The 14,022-nt window shown below is 60.2% G+C and carries 12 protein-coding genes and 1 riboswitch; of the genes, 6 read left to right on the top strand and 6 right to left on the bottom strand.

Annotated features, from left to right (window positions below; all coding sequences use genetic code 11):
• The first annotated feature begins 35 nt into the window (after positions 1 to 35).
• Positions 36 to 803: a glycosyltransferase family 2 protein gene (locus KVG88_RS20640; RefSeq protein WP_217872597.1), complete on the top strand. Its 768-nt coding sequence runs from the start codon at positions 36 to 38 to the stop codon at positions 801 to 803.
• A 4-nt stretch (positions 804 to 807) separates the two neighbouring features.
• A complete protein-coding gene (locus KVG88_RS20635) occupies positions 808 to 1,959 on the top strand; it encodes an O-antigen ligase family protein (RefSeq protein ID WP_150704326.1) in 1,152 nt (383 codons plus the stop codon).
• A gap of 41 nt (positions 1,960 to 2,000) precedes the next feature.
• On the opposite strand, the gene KVG88_RS20630 is transcribed toward KVG88_RS20635, so the two are convergent.
• Complete coding sequence (locus KVG88_RS20630) at positions 2,001 to 2,642, bottom strand: BUD32 family EKC/KEOPS complex subunit (RefSeq protein ID WP_150704325.1); 642 nt, start codon at positions 2,640 to 2,642, stop codon at positions 2,001 to 2,003.
• Positions 2,643 to 2,758: 116 nt separating this feature from the next.
• On the opposite strand from KVG88_RS20630, the gene msbA reads away from it, so the two are divergent.
• Both msbA and hldE read left to right on the top strand, forming a co-directional pair.
• A complete protein-coding gene (gene msbA, locus KVG88_RS20625) occupies positions 2,759 to 4,558 on the top strand; it encodes a lipid A export permease/ATP-binding protein MsbA (protein WP_217872596.1) in 1,800 nt (599 codons plus the stop codon).
• Between the two features lie 195 nt (positions 4,559 to 4,753).
• Complete coding sequence (gene hldE / locus KVG88_RS20620; protein ID WP_217872595.1) at positions 4,754 to 6,178, top strand: bifunctional D-glycero-beta-D-manno-heptose-7-phosphate kinase/D-glycero-beta-D-manno-heptose 1-phosphate adenylyltransferase HldE; 1,425 nt, start codon at positions 4,754 to 4,756, stop codon at positions 6,176 to 6,178.
• Between the two features lie 84 nt (positions 6,179 to 6,262).
• Here the strand turns inward: hldE and KVG88_RS20615 are convergent, their stop codons facing one another.
• From KVG88_RS20615 to KVG88_RS20600, 4 genes are all read right to left on the bottom strand, one after another.
• The gene (locus KVG88_RS20615; RefSeq protein WP_150704322.1) at positions 6,263 to 7,231 is read right to left on the bottom strand and encodes a metal ABC transporter ATPase; all 969 of its coding nucleotides are present in this window, start codon (positions 7,229 to 7,231) and stop codon (positions 6,263 to 6,265) included.
• A 33-nt stretch (positions 7,232 to 7,264) separates the two neighbouring features.
• Positions 7,265 to 8,077, bottom strand: coding sequence for an aldo/keto reductase (locus tag KVG88_RS20610; RefSeq protein WP_217872594.1), 813 nt, complete (start codon positions 8,075 to 8,077; stop codon positions 7,265 to 7,267).
• On the bottom strand, positions 8,074 to 9,249 hold the full coding sequence (locus KVG88_RS20605; protein WP_217872593.1) for an NAD(P)/FAD-dependent oxidoreductase: 1,176 nt from the start codon (positions 9,247 to 9,249) through the stop codon (positions 8,074 to 8,076). Before KVG88_RS20605 ends, KVG88_RS20610 begins: the two co-directional genes overlap by 4 nt.
• 134 nt (positions 9,250 to 9,383) lie before the next feature.
• Positions 9,384 to 9,716: a DMT family transporter gene (locus KVG88_RS20600; RefSeq protein ID WP_015093202.1), complete on the bottom strand. Its 333-nt coding sequence runs from the start codon at positions 9,714 to 9,716 to the stop codon at positions 9,384 to 9,386.
• A 103-nt stretch (positions 9,717 to 9,819) separates the two neighbouring features.
• On the opposite strand from KVG88_RS20600, the gene KVG88_RS20595 reads away from it, so the two are divergent.
• Together KVG88_RS20595 and waaA are read left to right on the top strand one after the other, a co-directional pair.
• On the top strand, positions 9,820 to 10,722 hold the full coding sequence (locus KVG88_RS20595) for a LysR family transcriptional regulator (RefSeq protein WP_150704319.1): 903 nt from the start codon (positions 9,820 to 9,822) through the stop codon (positions 10,720 to 10,722).
• An 11-nt stretch (positions 10,723 to 10,733) separates the two neighbouring features.
• The gene (gene waaA, locus KVG88_RS20590) at positions 10,734 to 12,011 is read left to right on the top strand and encodes a lipid IV(A) 3-deoxy-D-manno-octulosonic acid transferase (protein WP_217872592.1); all 1,278 of its coding nucleotides are present in this window, start codon (positions 10,734 to 10,736) and stop codon (positions 12,009 to 12,011) included.
• Positions 12,012 to 12,110: 99 nt separating this feature from the next.
• Here the strand turns inward: waaA and KVG88_RS20585 are convergent, their stop codons facing one another.
• Positions 12,111 to 13,550, bottom strand: coding sequence for a TolC family outer membrane protein (locus KVG88_RS20585; protein WP_150704317.1), 1,440 nt, complete (start codon positions 13,548 to 13,550; stop codon positions 12,111 to 12,113).
• A 205-nt stretch (positions 13,551 to 13,755) separates the two neighbouring features.
• Positions 13,756 to 13,861: riboswitch (TPP riboswitch) on the top strand.
• The last annotated feature ends 161 nt before the right edge of the window (positions 13,862 to 14,022 follow it).

Here is a 14,022-nt window from a genome sequence, read left to right as displayed (position 1 = left end):
AGATGACTCAACAACCAAGGGTGCGGTGTAAATAAATGCTGTTCAGCGAGACTAGCGACATTTCGGTCGTCATCACCAGTTGCGGTCGCTTCGACCTGTTGAAGCGAACCCTGGAGACGTTTGACCGCTTCAACACGGCTCCCATCCGTAAAGTGTTCATCACCGAGGATTCCGGCGACAGTGCTGTCGAGGCCTGTATCCCGGAGCACTGGAGAGCGCATACGCAGTTTTTCATCAATAACCCGCGCCTGGGTCAGTTGAAGTCCATTGATGCTGCCTACGCTCAAGTGCAGACCTCGTGGATTTTCCACTGTGAAGACGACTGGGACTTCTATCGTGAAGGGTTTATCGAAGAATCCCAATGCCTGCTGGAAGAAGATCCGCAGGCCCTTCAAGTATGGCTTCGCAGCTTCAACCACGACCTGATGGTTCATAGCCCCTATGTGTTCCTGAGCGAACGTAAAGTCAGTCACGGCATTCCTTTTTATGTGCTCGGCTCGCACAAGGCTGACTGGCAGGGTTTCTCCTTTAACCCCGGTTTGCGCCGCCGTGCCGATTACCTGCTCCATGCGCCGTACTCCGGGTTCTCCGGTGAAAAAGACCTGTCGCGCCTGTATGCCGCGAAAAACCGATATGCGTTGATTCTGGAAAACGACGCGGTCCTGCACACCGGTTTCGGTGAGCATGTGATCGTTCCGGAAGAGCGGATGAGTAAAAAACGGCGTAAACGTCTCGATCGAATCAAGCTGATAGCAGCCGTTGTCCTGGGGTTGGTAGCCGGTTGGGTGCTTCATGGGGTTTAGTTGCATGAAGTCAGGCAAATTCACCGTCTCATCTTATTTTGGAACAGTGCTCTGTCTGTTCCTGCTGAGCTTTGTGGTGGGCTGGTCCTCGAAGTGGACCAACAATCTGTTCTACGGGCTGATGGTCTTGCCTGGCTTGGTGTTCCTGATCAAGGCGCGCGGTGCGGGTTTATTCAAGCAGCCTTTGGCGCTGGGTTGGCTGGCATTCATTCTGTGGTTCCTGGTGCCGGCGACGATCGCCGGGGAGGCACAGTTCTTCAAGCATGTCTTCTACGTGATGATGTTTGTCATGGTGGTCGGCGTATTCAGTGATCCGCAGTTCTTCCGAAGCCCGGCGTTTGTTCGTGCGCAATTCTGGATTCTGGCGCTGTACATCTTCAGCTGTGCACTCTACAGCTGGATAACCGGAGAGTATGCCGTTGGCACCCGGGTGGCCTTGCTGCCGTCGCGGTTGCAGAACGTGATCTATGCCAGTATCTGGTTGCTGTGCTCGCTGGCACTGGCGTTGCCATTCTGGTTCAAGACGCGCCGGTGGGTTGAAGGTGGGCTGGCCATTGTCCTGTCGATCTTCGCAGTTGTCTTCGTTCTGCAGACCCGTACAGCGCTGGTCGGCGTTGCGTTCCTGCTGGGTATCTGGCTGCTTTACGGTCTGTACCACAGGCCGCGGCTGGTTGGCAGTGCAGTGGTAATCACTCTGGTCATCCTGGGGTTGTTGTATGCGGTCGTACACAACGAAGCCTGGTACCAATCGCTCTGGACCCGAGGCGATTCCTATCGCATCGAAATATTCAACATCATGGTCGGTGAGTGGCACAACTGCGGCTGGTTGCTAGGGTGCGGAATCGACTTCCATACCGCCCAGATGCTCGATGGCTGGATGCCAATTCAGCATCCGCACAACATCTTTGTCGCCTTGGGGTTGTACACCGGCGGGGTGGGCCTGGTGTTGTTTATCGGGTTGATGCTGGCCACGCTTTGGCAGGCCTGGCGCCTGCGCGATGCGTGGGGCATGTACCTGGCGTGTGCCCTGGTCATGCTGAACTTCGATGGCAGCTTGCTGATCGGCAACCCTGACGAACTGTGGCCGCTGGTGTTGCTGCCTGCGGCAATGATTCTCGGGCGAGCGCTCCAGGCGCAGCGCGCCACGCTGGCATAAGCCGGCGCTTCGCCTCCTCCGCGGAGGCGAAGCGGCTCAAATCACTTCTGCAGGGCGCTGTTCAGCTCTTCGGGCGTACAAATGCTCTGGGTCCGTCCATAATTCTGCATGAAGACTTCGCCCTGTCGGTCGAGCAGCCACTGACGATCCTGCGGGTAACGCACCATGTGCTTGAAGTTACGCAGGCGCAGGGACTTGCGCAGCGGGCGGCGATAAACCCGTAGGTCGGCAATGTCGATCAGGCCCAGCTGATGTTCAGGCGTGAGCACGATGTTGCCCAAGTGCGCCGAGCGGAAGTAGATCCCCCGTTCATGCAGCGTCGCCATGAAAACCCCTAATTGACTGCGCAGCGGATCGGCAGCGTCGTGGCTATCGAGCAACTGACGCAAGGTCTGCCCCGGCAACGGGTCGTAATGCACGGCATCACGTTCGATGCTCGCAATGCGATAGACCTCGCGAATCGTCGGGCAGGGAATCTGCCGTTCACGCAGCGCGGTGCAATTGTCGGCAAAACGCCGGGCATACGGATACCATGCCGCTGACGTCAGCAGGCGCTTGCGCCGAAACAATTTGAGGATCGAGCCGTCCGTCAATCGCAAAACCTTGTCCCCCGAACCATCCGCTTCAAGGACTTGTGCTCCCTCGCGCAGGGCGAGGTATCGGGTGTGATCAAGCGCTTGCATCAATACTCCGGAGTTCGACGCCGTAAGGCATGGATAGCCGGCCATGTTACCGCAGCTCAGCGACTAAAATGGCCTGTGTTACACTCGCGGGCTCTTTTCTCATACAACGGGTTCTCATGACTAGCCCTGATTCGCCTGCGCCGTCGAGCTTGAAGATTTACCTGCGCCTGCTGTCGTATGTGCGCCCGTACTGGGGCATGTTTGCACTCAGTATTGTCGGCTTCGTGATTTTCGCCTCGACTCAGCCAATGCTCGCCGGAATCCTCAAATATTTTGTGGACGGGTTGAGCAATCCTGAAGCGGTGCTGTTCCCCACTGTTCCTTATTTGCGCGATCTGCAGCTGTTGCAGGCCGTGCCGCTGCTGATCGTGCTGATTGCCGCGTGGCAGGGCCTGGGTTCTTTCCTGGGCAATTACTATCTGGCCAAGGTGTCCCTGGGGCTGGTCCATGACCTGCGTGTCGAGCTGTTCAACAAGCTGTTGGTGTTGCCCAACCGCTACTTCGACACGCACAACTCCGGGCACCTGATTTCGCGCATCACCTTCAACGTGACCATGGTCACCGGTGCGGCCACCGATGCCATCAAAGTGGTGATTCGTGAAGGCCTGACTGTTGTGTTCCTGTTCGGTTACCTGCTGTGGATGAACTGGAAACTGACCCTGGTGATGCTGGCGATACTGCCGCTGATCGCAATCATGGTCAGCAGCACCAGCAAGAAATTCCGCAAGCAGAGCAAGAAGATCCAGGTGGCCATGGGCGATGTGACCCATGTGGCTTCCGAAACCATTCAGGGCTATCGCGTAGTGCGCAGCTTCGGCGGCGAGACCTACGAAGAGCGTCGCTTTGCCGCCGCCAGCCAGGGCAACACCGACAAACAATTGCGCATGACCAAGACCGGTGCGGTCTACACGCCGATGCTGCAGCTGGTGATCTACACCGCCATGGCGGTGCTGATGTTCCTGGTGCTGTTCCTGCGTGGTGACGCTACCGCCGGTGATCTGGTGGCCTACATTACTGCCGCCGGCCTGTTGCCCAAGCCGATCCGTCAGTTGTCGGAAGTCAGTTCGACCATCCAGAAGGGTGTCGCCGGTGCCGAAAGCATTTTCGAGCAATTGGACGTCGAGCCTGAAGTCGACAACGGTACGGTCGAGCGTGATCGCGTCAATGGTCATCTGGAAGTGCGCAACCTCAGCTTCACCTATCCGGGGACCGAGCGTGAAGTGTTGAAAAACATCAGCTTCACGGCAGCGCCGGGGCAGATGATTGCACTGGTCGGCCGTTCGGGTAGCGGCAAGTCGACCCTGGCCAGCCTGATTCCGCGTTTTTATCATCACGACGTTGGCGAAATTTTGCTCGATGACGTTGAGATCGAAGACTATCGCCTGCGCAATCTGCGCCGGCACGTGGCCCAGGTGACCCAGCATGTGACGCTGTTCAACGACAGTATCGCCAACAACATCGCTTATGGCGATCTGGCGGGCGCGCCTCGTGAAGACATCGAAAAAGCAGCCACGGATGCCTATGCGATGGACTTCATCTCGCAGATGCCCCAAGGCCTGGATACCCAGGTCGGGGAAAACGGTGTGTTGCTGTCCGGTGGTCAACGTCAGCGTCTGGCGATTGCGCGGGCACTGTTGAAAAACGCGCCATTGTTGATCCTCGACGAGGCCACTTCGGCCCTTGATACCGAATCCGAGCGCCACATTCAGGCGGCGCTGGACCAGGTCATGAAAGGTCGCACCACGCTGGTCATCGCTCACCGCCTGTCGACGATCGAAAAAGCCGACCTGATCCTGGTGATGGACCAGGGCCAGATCGTCGAGCGTGGCACTCACGCTCAACTGCTGGCGCAAAACGGTTACTACTCGCGCCTCCACGCGATGGGCCTGGACGCACCGGCCGAAGACATCGCCTGAAACCCTCCCTTGCAGGAGCTGCCGCAGGCTGCAATCTTTTGACTTTGTTTTTAAGAAGATCAAGAGATCGCAGCCTCGTTGCTCTCGACAGCTATAGTCGTCTTTCGCGAATTTATCCGTTGCAGCCGTCGCACAAGCCGGCGGCCACCCTGTGTTAATATCGCGCCCCTGTTCATTTTGTATGTGGGTTGCTCCATGAAGTTGTCCATGCCGCGATTCGATCAAGCCCCTGTCTTGGTGGTCGGCGATGTCATGCTCGACCGTTACTGGCATGGTGGTACCTCACGGATTTCCCCTGAGGCACCAGTACCGGTAGTCAAGGTCGATCACATCGAGGACCGCCCCGGCGGTGCCGCCAACGTTGCGTTGAACATTGCCGCCCTTGGCGCGCCGGCCTCGTTGGTCGGTGTGACCGGTGACGATGAAGCCGCCGACAGCCTGGCCAATAGTCTCAAGGGTGCAGGCGTGCGGGCGCTGTTCCAGCGCATTGCGCATCAGCCGACCATCGTCAAGTTGCGCGTCATGAGTCGTCACCAGCAACTGTTGCGTATCGACTTCGAAGAACCCTTCGCCACGGATGCCCTGGAGTTGTCGGTGCAAGTCGACGAACTGCTCGAAGGCATCAAGGTGCTGGTGCTGTCCGACTACGGCAAAGGCGCGCTGAAAAACCATCAGGTGCTGATCCAGGCCGCCCGTGCCCGTGGCATTCCGGTACTGGCCGACCCCAAGGGCAAGGATTTTTCGATTTACCGTGGTGCGAGCCTGATCACCCCTAACCTCAGCGAGTTCGAAACCATCGTCGGTGGTTGCGCCGATGAGCATGAGCTGGTGAGCAAGGGCGCGCAGTTGATGCACGACCTGGACCTCGGCGCCTTGCTGGTGACCCGTGGCGAGCACGGCATGACTCTGCTGCGTCCGGATCATCCGGCCCTGCACCTGCCAGCCCGCGCCCGTGAAGTGTTCGACGTCACCGGTGCCGGCGATACGGTGATTTCTACCCTGGCAGCGGCGATTGCGGCTGGCGAGGAACTGCCGCATGCGGTGGGCCTGGCCAATCTGGCGGCGGGTATCGTCGTTGGCAAGCTCGGTACGGCGGCGATCAGCGCACCGGAACTGCGTCGCGCCATCCAGCGCGAAGAAGGTTCGGAGCGCGGCGTGCTGGGCCTCGAGCAGCTGTTGCTGGCGGTCGACGATGCCCGCGCGCACAACGAGAAGATCGTGTTCACCAATGGTTGCTTCGACATCCTGCATGCCGGCCATGTGACCTACCTGGAACAGGCAAGGGCGCAAGGCGATCGCCTGATCGTTGCGGTCAACGACGATGCGTCGGTCAGCCGCCTGAAAGGGCCGGGTCGTCCGATCAACAGCGTCGACCGCCGCATGGCAGTACTGGCCGGTTTGGGCGCGGTGGACTGGGTGATCGGTTTCCCGGAAGGCACGCCGGAGAACCTGCTGCGCGAGGTCAAGCCGGACGTATTGGTCAAGGGCGGGGATTACGGGATTGACCAAGTGGTCGGCGCCGACATCGTGACCGCTTATGGCGGCACCGTGAAAGTGCTGGGGCTGGTGGAAAACAGTTCCACGACCGCGATTGTCGAGAAAATCCGCAAGTCCGAGTGACGCCAAAAAGATCGCAGCCTGCGGCAGATCCTACAGGTCTACAAATACCTTGTAGGAGCTATCGCAGGCTGCGATCTTTTGCGTTTAAGAACTGACTTTCTTGCGCGGTACGATCTTCTTCAGCAGTTGCTTCGCCTTCCCCCGTAACAGCGCCAACCCCGAATCCTTCCCCGGCGGGGTCAAGCCTTGCTGGCGCACCCAGTCCTTCCAGCGAATCCGTTCATCCCTCACCAGCCAGCCTTCCTGTCGGGCGAAGCTTTCGGCCAGGTACAACCCGCGTGTACTTGCCGGGTACAGCTGATCCTTTTTCAACGTGTACAACTCGGCCGTGGGATGACCGTCGAGCAAGGGCATCAGGTACAGATCGGGGCGTTTGCGATCCAGACGGGCCACCAGTTGATCACCTTCCAGTCGCTCGTCGACGTGGAACAGGCTCAGGGATTTGGCCTCCTTGGGCACGTCCAGGCGCAAGTCATAAATCAACTGCAACGAAGCTGTCGGCAGATGCACATAAGCCCGTGGCCGTTCGATCAGCGGCAGGTTGGCGCAACGCACCGGCCGCGCCGAGCCAGACAGGGGCGACAGGCGAAACGGCAGGGCTTCACGATAATGCAGGGCAGACGCGTAGGGCGCCGGCAGCCAGGTGTCATTGAAACGCCCCCCGAGCCAGCCCTCCGGGGTTTCCAGCAGGCATTCTTCGGCAATCTCCTGGATTGCTGTGTGCAGCGGCAGGTTCAGCTCGTGGGCCGGCACGTACCCGGAAATCAACTTGAGCACCACGTCTCCGCGATCCTGTCGGCGTTGACGCACCAGCACCCAGTAATCGCGATTTTGCCAGTGAAGCGTCAGGCGCACCGACACCCCGAGGTTGGCCAGCTCAAGGGAGAACCGCTCGGTATCAGCGACGGTCACTGGGCGGCGACGTTGCAGGATCTGGGAGAAATTCAACGGTCTCCCGACGCTCTGATAACTCAGGCCTTCGGGAGTCGCTTCGACGAATAACGGCAGGGTCTTGAAGTTGCTCGGGTTCTTTCTTATGAGCGTACGCGGCATGTCGGCTCCTGCTTTAGGCCGCGTTTGGCGGCATCAGTGGCTACGTAGGACCTGGGCAACGGTCGCGACGTTATGGGCGAGGTGCAGCGGGTTGATCGTCCCGACAATAGCACTGGCCACCCCCGGATGTTCAAACAACAATTCGAAACTGGCGCGCACCGGGTCCACCCCGGGACTCAGGCACACATGACCACTGGCGAGGGCTTTTTTGACCAGAATGGCTTTGCCGTGAGCAGCAGCATAGTCAATCACGGCCTTCTCGGTTTGCTCGTTCAGATTGTAGGTGACCATTGCGCAGTCACCTTGCTCCAGCGCCTTCAAGCCACCTTCGACGGTTTTGCCGGAAAACCCGAACCCGCGAATCTTGCCTTCGGTCTTGAGCGCGGCGAGGGTTGCATAGACTTCGCTATCGTTGAGGATCGCCAAATCGTTGCCATCGGAGTGCACCAGCACCAGGTCGATGAAGTCTGTTTCCAGACGTTGCAGGCTGCGTTCCACTGAGCGTCGGGTATGTGCGGCGCTGAAGTCGTGGCGCGACTGGCCGTCGGCGAACTCTTCGCCCACCTTGCTGACGATCACCCAGTCCTGACGCTGGCCACGCAAAAACGGGCCGAGGCGTTCTTCGCTGCGGCCATAAGCGGGTGCCGTGTCGATGAGGTTGATGCCCAGGTCGCGGCTGAGTTTGAGCAGCATCTGCGCTTCGTTGTCGTCCGGAATCTGGAAGCCATTGGGGTACTTCACCCCTTGGTCGCGGCCGAGTTTCACCGTGCCCAGGCCCAGCGGCGATACCAACAGGCCGGTGCTGCCCAGCGGGCGATGGAGGTCGTGCAGGGTCGGTTGGCTCATGGCAGCAGTTGCTCCCAGGCCGGAACGCCCATCGGCGGTTTTGGCAGCGGCGGCAGCGAGGAAACCGGGCCCGGTTGAATGCCGTCGCGAGCCAGGCTGGCGATTACCCGGTCGGCAAAGTCAGGGGCCAACGCCAGTTTGGTTGGCCAGCCCACCAGCAGTCGACCTTCCTCGGCGAGGAACGCGTTGTCAGGGCGGGTCAGGCCCGATTGCAGCGGCTCGGCGCGATCCACGCGCAAGGTGGCCCATTGCACGGTGCTCAGGTCGATCCACGGCAACAACTGGCCGATCTCTTTCTGGGCGGTGGCGATCTGTTCGGCGGACTCGCGGGCCACACCTTCGCTTTCGGCGATGTCGCCGCCCATGTACCAGACCCATTGGCCGTCGGCCGCCGGGTGTGTGGTCACGGTGATGCGCGGTTTGGTGCCGCCGCCCAGGCAGTGGGCGTACAGCGGTTTAAGGCTCGGGCCTTTGGCGATGATCATGTGCAGCGGACGGCGTTGCATGGCCGGTTGGCTCAACCCCAATGCTTCGAGCAGCGCAGCGGTCCCGCCGCCGGCGCTCAAGACGATGCGTTGCGCACGAATTTCGCGCTCGTCGACCTTCAGGCCGACCAGCACGCCGCCTTCCAGCAGCGGTTCGATCTTCTGACCGGCGAGCAAACCGTCACCTGCCAGATCAGCCAGACGCTGGACCAGGCTCGGCACGTCGATGACCAATTCGGCCAGGCGATAGACCTTGCCCTTGAAGCGCTTGTCTTGCAGGGCAGGCGGCAACTGGTCGCCCTTGACCTGATCGACACGGCCGCGCACCGCTTTGCTGGCGAAGAAACTGGTGAGGTTGCCGGCGATGGTCCCGGGGGACCACAAATAATGGGCTTCGGACAGCAGACGCACGCCCGATAGGTCCAACTCGCCGTCACCGGCCAGCGCTTCACGCCAGCGGCGCGGCATGTCGGCGATGGCTTCCGAGGCACCGGTCAGGGCACCATGCAGCGCGTATTTGGCGCCGCCGTGGATGATGCCCTGGGACTTTACGCTCTGCCCGCCGCCGAGGCTGGCGCTTTCCACCAGCACGGTCGAAAAACCCTGGCGGCGCAGGCGCGCATTCAGCCAGAGGCCGGCGACACCAGCGCCGACAATCAGAACGTCGGTGGAAATAACAGATGGCATTCGGCGACCTCAGTGTTCAAGACGAGGGCGCAGTATACAGAGCTCGGCGAGGAATAAAGATCGCAGCCTGCGGCGACTCCTACAGATGGCTGGGGTTCGCCTTTGTAGGAGCTGCCGCAGGCTGCGATTTTTTTTCAATGCCCCGCGGTTTTGGAGAAGAGTTGAATCACGACGACGCCCAACACAATCAGCGCCATTCCCAGCATTGCGGGCACATCCAGCTTCTGCCCATAGATAAACAGCGCCGCCACACTGACCATCACGATGCCCATGCCGGCCCACACCGCGTACGCCACGCCAACGGGTACGCTACGCACCACGAGAGTCAGCATCCAGAAGGCAATGCCGTAGCCGACAATGACCAGCACCAGCGGCAACGGCGTGCTGAAGCCTTTGACCGCTTTCATCGAAACAGTAGCAATCACTTCGGCGCAGATGGCGATGGCCAGATAGTAGTAAGCGGTCATGGTTCAATCCTCGTGTGAAGTGTTGCTCTCTGAGGTCGGCATTCTAGAGACTCTTCAGATGCGGTAAAGTCATTACCTATCTGCTGTGAAGATGGGTTGAGCGATGAGCACACAATGGAATCTGGAGCAGTTGCGGCTGTTTGTCAGCGTAGCGGAGCAACGATCGTTTTCCGCCGTGGCGCGGGATCAGCGCAAGGCGCAATCGGCGGTAAGTAGCTCGATTGCGCTGTTGGAGGAAGACCTGGGCGTCAGCCTGTTCGACCGTAGCAGTGGTCGTCAGCCGAAACTCACCGAAGCCGGCATGGCATTGCTCGAAGAGGCCCGTGAAGTGCTGCGTCAGTGCGAGCGCCTCAATGGTCGGGCGCTGGCGATGATGCGCGGCCAGGAAGCCCGTTTGCGCGTGGCGCAGGACGAAGCGATGCCGTACCAGCCGATTATCGAAAGCTTCGCGGCCCTGGCGGAAAAATTTCCCAGCCTCGAAGTGCAGCTGACCAGCGCCGCCCAAGGCGATGTGGCGCGCAAACTGGTAGAGCGACGGGCCGACCTGGGCTTGTTGTTTTTTCATGATCAGATTCCCGAGGCGCTTGAGCGGCGGGTGGTGGGCAGCGTCGAAATGGTCACCGTGTGTGGCCGGGATCATCCGCTGGCGGCTAAGGGCACCGTGGATTGTCAGCAACTGGCGCAGCACCGACAGTTGTTGATGTCGACCGAGTCCAGCATTTACCCCGGCAGCGAGCCCGCTAGCCCGCAAGTCTGGCGCGCCGACAGTTTCTACGTGATGGCCGAGTGGCTGGTGCGTGGCCTCGGTTGGGCCTGGTTGCCGCGCCACGTGGTGCAGTACCCGACGTATCAGAATCAGATGGTCGAACTGGTCAGCGAATGGACCCCGCCGGCGCTGGTGGTGGAACTGGTCTGGCGCCGTGACGAACCGCTCGGTCCGGCGGCTCGCTGGCTGGCCGAACGTTTTGCCGTGCACTTGCAGGCGATCGGCGAAAAAAGCCGATAAACTCCGCCGCCATGAATAGAACTCTCTATACCGCGCTGTTTTATCTGGGGCTGCCATTGGTAGCGATTCGGCTGTGGCTGCGCGCGCGCAAGGCGCCGGCGTATGCCAAGCGCATCGGCGAGCGTTTCTCCTACGCAATGCCGGCGATGAAGCCGGGGGGCATCTGGGTGCATGCGGTGTCGGTGGGCGAGAGCATCGCCGCTGCGCCGATGATCCGTGCCTTGCTGCAACGCTATCCACAATTGCCGATCACCGTGACGTGCATGACCCCGACCGGTTCGGAGCGCATTCAGGCGTTGTTCGCCAATGAGCCGCGCATTCAACACTGCTATTTGCCCTATGACTTGCCCTGCGCGGCGAAGCGTTTCCTGGATCGGGTCCAGCCCAAACTGGCGGTGATCATGGAAACCGAACTGTGGCCCAATCACATTCATCAATGCGCCAAGCGCGGGATTCCCGTGGCACTGGCCAACGCGCGATTGTCCGAGCGCTCGGCCAAGGGTTACGGCCGCTTCGGCAAATTGACCGGGCCGATGCTGGCCGAGATGAGCCTGTTCGCGGTGCAGACTGAAGCCGAGGCCCAGCGCTTCCGTGATTTGGGCGCGCGGGCAGAAACTGTCGAAGTGACGGGCTCGATCAAGTTTGACCTGACCATCGACCCGCAACTTTTGCAGCGTGCTAGCGAATTGCGTAGCCAATGGCAGGCGCAAGAGCGCCCTGTCTGGATCGCCGCCAGTACTCATGAAGGCGAAGATGAAGTGGTCCTGGCGGCCCATCGTCAGTTGCTGGCCAATCACCCTGATGCGTTGCTGATTCTGGTGCCGCGTCACCCTGAGCGATTCAATTCGGTGTACGGGTTGTGCCAGCAGCAAGGGTTTGCCACCGTCCGGCGTTCCAGTGGCGAACCGGTCAACGCGGCCACTTCGGTGCTGCTCGGCGACACCATGGGCGAACTGCTGTTTCTCTATGCCTTGGCCGACAGCGCATTTGTCGGCGGCAGCCTGGTGCCCAACGGCGGGCATAACCTGCTGGAGCCGGCGGCGCTGGCGAAACCGGTTTTGAGCGGCCCGCACCTGTTCAACTTCCTCGAAATCGCCGCGCAGTTGCGCAATGCCGGGGCGTTGCAGGAAGTGGAGGATGCCGAAGGTTTGGCATTGGCGGTGCAGCGGCTGTTCGAGTTGCCGCGAGATGCGCAGCGCATGGCGGAGGCGGGACTGAAAGTGATGCGGACCAATCAGGGCGCGTTGCAGCGGTTGCTCGATGGGTTGGGGCGGTTGATCGAACGTTAGATCGCGTCTGCCGGAAAAAAAGATCGCAGCCTTCGGCAGCTCCTACAGGGTGTACATCATTCCCATGTAGGAGCTGCCGCAGGCTGCGATCTTTTGCTTTTACTGCCCCGGTCTTGCTTTCAACTGTTCAGCCGCGGCCTTGGCCAGGTCGGGCGGCAGGAAGTCCTTGTCCGGGTTGTAGTCGGCTTTTAGCCAGCGCGCCAAGTCCTGCAAATCACCCGGGTTCAACGTACCGGCCTGTTGCTTGAGGCGCAGGTTGTCGAGGATGTAGTCGTAGCGGGTGTTGTTGTAGTCGCGCACCGAGGTGTACAGCTGGCGCTGCGCATCCAGCACGTCGACGATGTTTCGCGTCCCCACCTGATAACCGATTTCGGTCGCTTCCACCGCGCTCTGGTTGGAGATGATCGACTGTTTGCGTGCCTGTACCTGCTCGACATCGGTGTTCACCGCGCGATGCAGGTCGCGAGTGTTTTCCACGATTTGCCGGCGCAGGGATTCGCGTTGCTGCTCGGTCTGGTCCAGTTGCGCATAGCCCTGACGGACCTGGGAATTGATCAGCCCACCGCTGTAGATCGGGATGTTCAGTTGCAGGCCGATCGTGGATTGCTCGACATCACCCTTGTACGGCTGGCCAAAGGCGTTCGGGTTGCTGAAACCCAGCGCATCGTTGTCGCCCTTTTCGTATCTGGCCACGGCGTCGACGGTCGGCGCATGGCCGGCCTTGCGCTGTTTGAGGGTTTGCTCGGCGGCGCTGACGGCGTAGTTGCTGGCCAGCAGATTGAGGTTCTGTCTGGCGGCTGTTTCGACCCATGCTTTGGCGTCGTTCGGCGCTGGCGGCAGGATCGGCAAGTTATGGGAAATGCCCCAAATCGCGTTGTACTGCCGGTTGGTCAGGGTCACCAGGGCTTCGAACGCATCGTCCACCTGACGCTGCGCGACGATTCGGTTGGCGCGTGCGGTGTCGTAGCTGGCTTGCGAGTTCAGCACGTCGGTCTTGTCCGAGAGGCCGACATCGAAGCGCTCGTTGGACTGATCCAGCTGACGTTTGAACGCGGCTTCTTCAGCTTTGGTCGAGGCCAGGTTGTCCTGGCTGCGCAGCACGTTGAAGTAGCTGTCGGCGGTTTGCAGAATCAGGTTTTGCTCGGTCGCCGAGAGTTGCAGGGCAGCCTGTTCGTTGACGTCCTTGGCGGCCTGGAACTGGAACCAGCGATCGGCACGGAACAGCGGCTGCGCCAGCGTTGCCTGGTAGGAATGAGCGTTGCGGTTGGCCGTGGCCGACGGCTGATCGATCGAGGTGCGAACGCTGGACACGTCCGCGCCACCCGACAGGTTGGGCAGCAGCCCGGCGCGGGCCTGGGGCACGACTTCTTTCTGGGCGCCATACTGCGCGATGGCGGCGGCGAGGTCGGCGTTGTTGTCCACCGCCTCCTGATAGACGCTGACCAGATCGTTCTTCGTCGACAAGGGCGCTTCTGCTGCCCAGGCCATTGTGGTGGACGCACAAGACACGGCAACAGCCAGTGAAAGTTTGCGCAGCATGAGGCGATCCCTAGCATTAATATTATGAAAATAATTCTGGCGCCAAGGTACGGCGCGGCCCATACAGCGTCAAGGCGCGCTGCGGCAAAGCGAGTGTAGTTGCGCAATGGGGCGGCAACAATCCTGCCTTGCGCTGTAATTACGCCATTCATCATGGTGTTTACAGCGGGGTTGGCGTTCTTTGTCAGTTGTGTCTAGACTGGCCGGGTTCTTGTCGGGGTGCCTTGCTATGAGGCTGAGATCGAATAATTTCGGATCCCGTTGAACCTGATCAGGTTAGCGCCTGCGTAGGGAACAAGATTTCTCGTCACCCGGCGAGTCCTCTTGTGCTTCGTCCGGGATGTTGTTCGACAATCGAACACCCCTCGAGCACTGAGCACAGCACAGCTGGTTTTCCCAGCGCACGTGCGTCCATTCGTTTACAGGTTCGCTCCGACAAAAATCCACTGCCTGGATGCTGTCTGGAGAACCC

It is taken from the genome of Pseudomonas azerbaijanoccidentalis, assembly GCF_019145495.1.
Classification (GTDB): Bacteria; Pseudomonadota; Gammaproteobacteria; order Pseudomonadales; family Pseudomonadaceae; genus Aquipseudomonas; species Aquipseudomonas azerbaijanoccidentalis.
This window is presented reverse-complemented; position numbering and strand designations above follow the sequence as displayed.

What these genes read in the sequence shown, in the direction of transcription:
- KVG88_RS20585 (WP_150704317.1), bottom strand. Translation starts at nt 13,550, where the DNA reads ATGCTGCGCAAACTTTCACTGGCTGTTGCCGTGTCTTGTGCGTCCACC.
- KVG88_RS20600 (WP_015093202.1), bottom strand. Translation starts at nt 9,716, where the DNA reads ATGACCGCTTACTACTATCTGGCCATCGCCATCTGCGCCGAAGTGATT.
- KVG88_RS20615 (WP_150704322.1), bottom strand. Translation starts at nt 7,231, where the DNA reads ATGCCGCGTACGCTCATAAGAAAGAACCCGAGCAACTTCAAGACCCTG.
- KVG88_RS20635 (WP_150704326.1), top strand. Translation starts at nt 808, where the DNA reads ATGAAGTCAGGCAAATTCACCGTCTCATCTTATTTTGGAACAGTGCTC.
- KVG88_RS20595 (WP_150704319.1), top strand. Translation starts at nt 9,820, where the DNA reads ATGAGCACACAATGGAATCTGGAGCAGTTGCGGCTGTTTGTCAGCGTA.
- KVG88_RS20630 (WP_150704325.1), bottom strand. Translation starts at nt 2,642, where the DNA reads ATGCAAGCGCTTGATCACACCCGATACCTCGCCCTGCGCGAGGGAGCA.
- hldE (WP_217872595.1), top strand. Translation starts at nt 4,754, where the DNA reads ATGAAGTTGTCCATGCCGCGATTCGATCAAGCCCCTGTCTTGGTGGTC.
- KVG88_RS20640 (WP_217872597.1), top strand. Translation starts at nt 36, where the DNA reads ATGCTGTTCAGCGAGACTAGCGACATTTCGGTCGTCATCACCAGTTGC.
- waaA (WP_217872592.1), top strand. Translation starts at nt 10,734, where the DNA reads ATGAATAGAACTCTCTATACCGCGCTGTTTTATCTGGGGCTGCCATTG.
- msbA (WP_217872596.1), top strand. Translation starts at nt 2,759, where the DNA reads ATGACTAGCCCTGATTCGCCTGCGCCGTCGAGCTTGAAGATTTACCTG.
- KVG88_RS20605 (WP_217872593.1), bottom strand. Translation starts at nt 9,249, where the DNA reads ATGCCATCTGTTATTTCCACCGACGTTCTGATTGTCGGCGCTGGTGTC.
- KVG88_RS20610 (WP_217872594.1), bottom strand. Translation starts at nt 8,077, where the DNA reads ATGAGCCAACCGACCCTGCACGACCTCCATCGCCCGCTGGGCAGCACC.